General features: G+C 31.3%; 7 protein-coding genes. All 7 read right to left on the reverse strand.

What is annotated here, in order from left to right; genetic code table 11:
- Window positions 1–158 precede the first annotated feature (158 nt).
- Window positions 159–413, reverse strand: coding sequence for a MoaD/ThiS family protein (locus VK071_12210; GenBank protein HLR36074.1), 255 nt, complete (start codon window positions 411–413; stop codon window positions 159–161).
- Between the two features lie 54 nt (window positions 414–467).
- Window positions 468–2,285, reverse strand: coding sequence for an aldehyde ferredoxin oxidoreductase family protein (locus tag VK071_12215; protein ID HLR36075.1), 1,818 nt, complete (start codon window positions 2,283–2,285; stop codon window positions 468–470).
- A gap of 134 nt (window positions 2,286–2,419) precedes the next feature.
- A complete protein-coding gene (locus tag VK071_12220) occupies window positions 2,420–3,784 on the reverse strand; it encodes a sigma 54-interacting transcriptional regulator (GenBank protein HLR36076.1) in 1,365 nt (454 codons plus the stop codon).
- 406 nt (window positions 3,785–4,190) lie between these two features.
- Window positions 4,191–4,625: an MOSC domain-containing protein gene (locus VK071_12225; protein ID HLR36077.1), complete on the reverse strand. Its 435-nt coding sequence runs from the start codon at window positions 4,623–4,625 to the stop codon at window positions 4,191–4,193.
- 1 nt (window position 4,626) lies between these two features.
- Entirely contained in the window at window positions 4,627–5,067 is a 441-nt protein-coding gene (locus VK071_12230; GenBank protein ID HLR36078.1) for an MOSC domain-containing protein, read from the reverse strand.
- Window positions 5,060–5,539, reverse strand: coding sequence for a cyclic pyranopterin monophosphate synthase MoaC (gene moaC / locus VK071_12235; GenBank protein HLR36079.1), 480 nt, complete (start codon window positions 5,537–5,539; stop codon window positions 5,060–5,062). The genes VK071_12230 and moaC overlap by 8 nt, the downstream gene beginning before the upstream one ends.
- 2 nt (window positions 5,540–5,541) lie before the next feature.
- On the reverse strand, window positions 5,542–6,125 hold a 584-nt coding region (locus tag VK071_12240), incomplete at its 5' end, for a GTP 3',8-cyclase MoaA (GenBank protein HLR36080.1).

Genomic DNA, 6,125 nt, shown 5'->3' on the forward strand with positions numbered 1-6,125 from the left:
GTTTTGCCCATTTTTACATAAGAATTTATGGCAGGTTCTGTCAAGGGTGTTTTTCCCTTGACGGGTTCTGACGGAAATTCTAAAATCACTAGGGCAAAATAAATTAAATTACATCTTGACATTTAATAGCTGGTCTAATAATATCTTTTATTTATATTTTAGCCGCCACCTACTGGTGGAAAAACAGCTATAATATCACCATCATTTAATACTCTATCTGCAGGACCGTATTTTCCATTTTGTAAAAGAATGCTAACTTCTTCTTCAGGAATATTTACAATTTCTAATAAATCCCTAATTATTGCTCCCTCTTTCAATTGAATTGTTTGTTTCTTTTCTCTTCCTTTTCTAAAGTTAGCAAATAGTCTAACCTCTACTTTTATCAAAACCTCACCTGCCCTTTCACACAACAATATTAGGCTTCCCAGGAAGCCTAATATTGTTAAAATTAATACTATACCTATATATTATACATTTTCTTTATATTCTTCAAGTCCTAATTTTTCTAAAGTTTCCTCTATTGGGATTCCATTCTCATCCCATCCTCTTACTTCATAATACTTAGGAAGTAACTCATCTAGACGATGAACATGTCCTTTAGAAGGCCCATTTTTCACTGGTTCTTCCAATAATCGTTTAGGTAGTTTATCATGGGAACTATCTATGCCTTCCCTTAAATTAAATAATTTCTCAATGTTCCAAACTCTAGATCCAGCTTCTAATAAGGTTTCATTATTATAGATATCTCCACATACTGCATTATACATATCTACATAATCTGGCAATGTTAATCCAAAGGTACTAAACATACATAATCCAATAGAATCTATTACTGCTGCTAAATCATGGAAGACTTTAGCATAAGCTGCTTTTCCCTCTAAGGAAAACCTATCTAGCATTTCTGGATATCCTAATATTTCAGGACTTATCATATAGCCTTTAATATGACATCCACCTCTATTATTAACAGCATAAGTAATTCCATGGCCTTGTACTCCTCTTGGATCATATGCTGGGAGTTCTTGTTTTTTAACGGTCATAGATACTTCTACAGCACCATATTCCTCTGCTAATCTATAAGACCCATCAGCCAATTTGTCTCCGAAACCTTCTCTTATAGCCATCTTTTTCGTCCAGCCTACTACAGCCTCTGCATCTCCCCAGTTTAAACTTAAACCATCTGCTTCTATTTCTTCATCTTTTATTAAACCTCTTTCGTATAATTCCATAGCTGCCGCAATAGTTGCTCCAGCTGATATAGTATCGAAACCGTATTCATTACAAATAAAATTACATTCATTAATGGCGTCATAGTCATATACATCACAGTCTGCACCAAAGGACCATATAGTTTCATATTCTGGTCCACCTATTTCAGTACCATCAGGCATTTTAATCATTCTACCACAGGCTATTGGACATCTAAAACAAGCAACTTTTCTTACTAAATAATCTTCTGTCATAGTTTCCCCACTTATTTTATCTGCTTCTTCTGTATAGGAACTTTTAAAATTCCTAACTGGTAATATGCCACTTTCATTAATAATATTTACTAAAATGGCGCTACCATAAGTGGGTAGACCTTCTCCTGCAGTAGGGTCATTTAATAGGGTTCGAATCTTTTCTTTAGAAACATTTTTTGTTCTTTCTTCATCATATAGTGAAACTTTTTTAGTACCTTTAACTACAATAGCCTTTAAATTTTTAGCCCCCATTACAGCACCTACCCCACCACGACCAGCTGCCCTATCTACATCATTCATTATAGATGCCATAAGAGATAGTTTTTCACCGGCTGGCCCAATACATAATACATTTCCACCTTTCAATTCTTCTTCTAATACTTCAGTAGTTTCACTTGATGTTTTCCCCCAAAGGTGAGTAGCATCTTTAATTTTTATATCATCATCTTCAATAGATAAATAAACTGGCTTATCTGCTTTGCCTTCAAATATAATTAAATCATGACCAGTAGCTTTAAATTTAGGCCCCCATTTCCCACCAGAATTTGCAACTGCTATTCCTCCTGTTAAAGGTGATTTAGTAATTACCATATATCTACCACTTGTTGGCACTGGTGCACCAGTTAAAGCTCCTGTAGCTATTATTAATTTGTTTTCTTCACTTAAAGGTTCTACCTTAGCTGGAACTTCATCCATCATTATTTTTACTCCTAAACCTCTTGAACCTAAAAATTTTTGTGCCGTTTCTACATCTAAAGGTTCTACATTACAGCTTCTTTCACTTAGATTAACTCTTAATATTTTACCCATATAACCATGCATAATATATACGCCCCCCTTAGCTTTTGTCTATATAATATGCAAAATTTATACCAACAAAAATAACCCTATGCTATCAACTATTGCACTGGGTTATTTAAAGTATATGTACTCTTTTAGAACATTTCTTTTTAATACTACTGTTCCAAATTAGAACATCGCTCTATTCTTGAGCAATCTATATTATATTTTTCTATTTTTCTATATAATGTATTTCTCGCAATTCCAAGAGTCTTTGCTGATTGGGTAATATTACCTGAATGAAATTCTAGAACTTTTATTATATGATTTTTTTCCATAGTATCTAGAGACATATCTTTGTTTTCTTTATTTTCTAAACTATTTATATTTAAAGGAATATCCTTTTTATCTCTTCCAATATTCACAGGAACAGCTTCTACATTTATTATTAATTCAACAAAATTTTCTAATTCTCTTACATTACCTGGCCATTCATACTTCATTATCTTTTCCATTTTCTCTGTAGATATTTTAACTTGTTTTTTATTAAGATCTTTAGATATCTTTTCCATAAAATAATCTATTAGTAAAGGTATATCGTCTCTTCTTTCTCTTAAAGGAGGTAACCTTAAAGGTAGAACATTAACTCTATAGAATAAATCCCTTCTAAATTTACCTTTCTTTACTGCTTCTCTCAAATCCTTATTACTTGCTACTATTATCCGCACATCTACAACCTTTTCTCTTGTACTACCAATTCTAGAAACTGTACCTTCTTCTAAAACCCTTAGTAATCTAGTCTGTAAATCTAGAGGCAATTCTCCTATCTCATCTAGAAACACTGTCCCTCCATCAGCAACTTCAAATTTTCCTATTTTACCACTTTTTTTAGCACCTGTAAAAGCCCCTTCTTCATAACCAAAGAGTTCAGATTCAATAAGATTCCTAGGGATAGCTCCACAATTTATGGCTATAAAAGGTGCATTCTTTCTATTACTATAATTATGGATTGATTGGGCAAAAACTTCTTTTCCTGTTCCACTTTCCCCTGTTATTAGCATAGTAGATTTACTATCTGCTACTTTTTTAGAAAATCCTATAGCTTTCTGAAAGTTTTCACTTTTCCCTATTATTTTATCAAAAGTGTAAATAGCTCCTCTATCTATTATTTTATTAGCTAATTTCCTTTTCTTCTTAAATTCATCAAAAATATATAGTATATCTTTAATATTTTCACTTTCATTTAATACGGGATAGACCCTTAAATGGAACCTTAGCTTATTCCTTCTTGCATTTACATAGACCTCTTTTCCTGTAAAACTTTCATTCTTAAGTACTGAACTTTTTATTTCCTTCCACCCTTTAAATAGTTGGAACATTTTCATATTAATTAATTCATTATAGCTATAGCTAAACATTTCTACAGTCTTTTCATTTAAAATCTTTATATTCCCCTCTTTATCAGAAATAACGATACCTAGGTAAATATGATCTAAAATACTTTTCTTTAATTTATCATATGATACTAATTTTGTATCCATTTTCATAACCCCACCCTTAATCACTTCCCCAATAACTTTTCCTGCCCATCTTTAACATTTTCCAAGTGGAAAAAAGGAGGACTAAAAATGGAAAATAGTTTTAAATTAAAATTAATCGATATAATTCAGAATCCATATTCCTATACTTTAGTTTTAATCAATACCTAAAGGATGATACAAGCATTGACTCTCCTATTTATCTAGAACTTTCTCAGGAAAAATTTAACAACTACTATTTCAGTTCCATGGAATTCCCATATGTGAAGTTTGACACTGAAAATCTATTATTATTGTATTAATGTTTTATAATAATACTTTTTTAATATTATAGGAAGAAATATTAGATAAAATTCAATAAAGAAATTAGTAATGTTTCTTATTGGAATAAATTCCAGAAACTTTTAGATTAAATATGAATAATTTTATCTCCATTTTTAATAACGCCACCCTTAATTACCTTTGAAAAAAACACATCTTTAGTTAAGGGGCATAGTTTGCCTATTTTTAATAAATTACAGCTTGCAAAACATTCTTTTCCTATCTGACTAACTTCGAGAATAGATTCACCTATCTTAATTAAGGAACCTATTTTTAGGTTTTCTAAATCTAAATCTTTAATAGTTATATTTTCACAAAACCTTCTTGTACAGATCCCCCCAATACCTTGTGTTTCTATTTTTTTTCTACCCTCTTCACTAAAAAAAGAAACCTGTCTTTCTCCACCTTTTGAGTAGGCATCTCCTACTAATCCTTTATTCTCCTTTAATATTCCTTCATTAACTTTATTTTCAGTCTTATTAATCTTGCCAAAAGCAGTAATGGCTACAATTTCTCCTATCACTTTAAAGCACCTCTATTATGTCTCCAACTTTTACAGTACCACCTTTAATTATCTTTGTAAAAATTCCTTCTTTCGGCATTATACATTTCCCTACCCTTTGTGCTATTTCACAACCAGAGTGACATTCCTTTCCTATCTGAGTTACTTCTTGGATAGTTTCTCCTATTTTTAATTTGGTCCCTACTGGTAGCTCATATAGTATTATTCCCTCTGTTGTAATATTCTCTGCAAACATCCCATATTTTAAACCCTCTATCCCTAAGGTTTCCATTTTTCTAAAACTTTCTATTCCCAAAAGGCTTACTTGTCTATGCCAATTACCTCCATGAGCGTCTTTCTCAAGACCAAAATTTTCTACAAACTTTCCTTCTCCTATAGGCTCCTTTATAACACCTTTTTTCCCACTTCTATTAATTTCAATAACTTTTCCTACTCTATTCATTGTTTTCACCCCGTATATAAATACCAGATTTACCACCGGTTTTTTTCATAAGTTTAATATCATCTATAACCATATTTTTGTCTACAACCTTACACATATCATATATGGTAAGAGCCGCTACAGAAACCCCAGTTAAAGCTTCCATTTCAACTCCAGTTTTTCCTACAGTTTTCACTTCTGATTCAATTTCTATATAATCTTTTTCAACATTAAACCTAATATCCACCCCTGTTAAATCTATATTATGGCACATAGGGATTAAATTACTAGTTTGTTTACAGCCCATTATTCCGCCTATTTGCGCTACAGATAAAACATCACCTTTTTTTATTACGCCTTCTTTTATCATTTCTATAGTTTCTTTCTTCATAAATATTTTTCCTCTTGCTATAGCAACCCGTTTTGTATCTTCCTTTTCTCCTACTTCTACCATATGAGCTCTACCTTCTTCATTAAAATGTGTAAACTCCATAATTAACCACCTATCTGATTCATATTTTTAAATATATACTTACCCGATTCTAATTTATGGGCTTCTGGCTTTTCCATAATGGATTTCTCTATTAACTCTCTTATATTTTCACCTTTTCTTAAAGGGTTTTTCAAATCTATTTCATCATTAGAGTGTAAACATAGTTTTAACTTTCCTTCTGCTGTCAATCTAACTCTATTGCATTCCTTACAGAACTTACAGGATATAGAATTTATTAATCCTACCTTACCTTTAGCATTAGGTAATTTATAATAAACAGCTGGAGAAGATTTATCAGAGCTTTTTACTTTTTCTAAACTTTTTACTTTTTCTAAGACTAATTCATTAGAAACAAAATTATCAACAGCCCAATTAACAGCTTGTCCCATAGGCATTATTTCAATAAATCTTATATCCATTTTTTCATTCTTAGTTAGATTAACAAAATCTATTATTTCATCATCATTAAATCCTCCAATTAAAACATTATTAATTTTAATAGGAGTTAACCCCACACTTCTAGCTGCCTCAATGCCTTCATAAGCTTCCTTTAGTTTTCCACCTCTAGTAATATAAAAATATTTTT

It is taken from the genome of Tissierellales bacterium, assembly GCA_035301805.1.
GTDB lineage: Bacteria > Bacillota > Clostridia > Tissierellales > DATGTQ01 > DATGTQ01.

What these genes read in the sequence shown, in the direction of transcription:
- VK071_12215 (HLR36075.1), bottom strand. Translation starts at nt 2,285, where the DNA reads ATGCATGGTTATATGGGTAAAATATTAAGAGTTAATCTAAGTGAAAGA.
- VK071_12220 (HLR36076.1), bottom strand. Translation starts at nt 3,784, where the DNA reads ATGGATACAAAATTAGTATCATATGATAAATTAAAGAAAAGTATTTTA.
- VK071_12230 (HLR36078.1), bottom strand. Translation starts at nt 5,067, where the DNA reads ATGAATAGAGTAGGAAAAGTTATTGAAATTAATAGAAGTGGGAAAAAA.
- moaC (HLR36079.1), bottom strand. Translation starts at nt 5,539, where the DNA reads ATGGAGTTTACACATTTTAATGAAGAAGGTAGAGCTCATATGGTAGAA.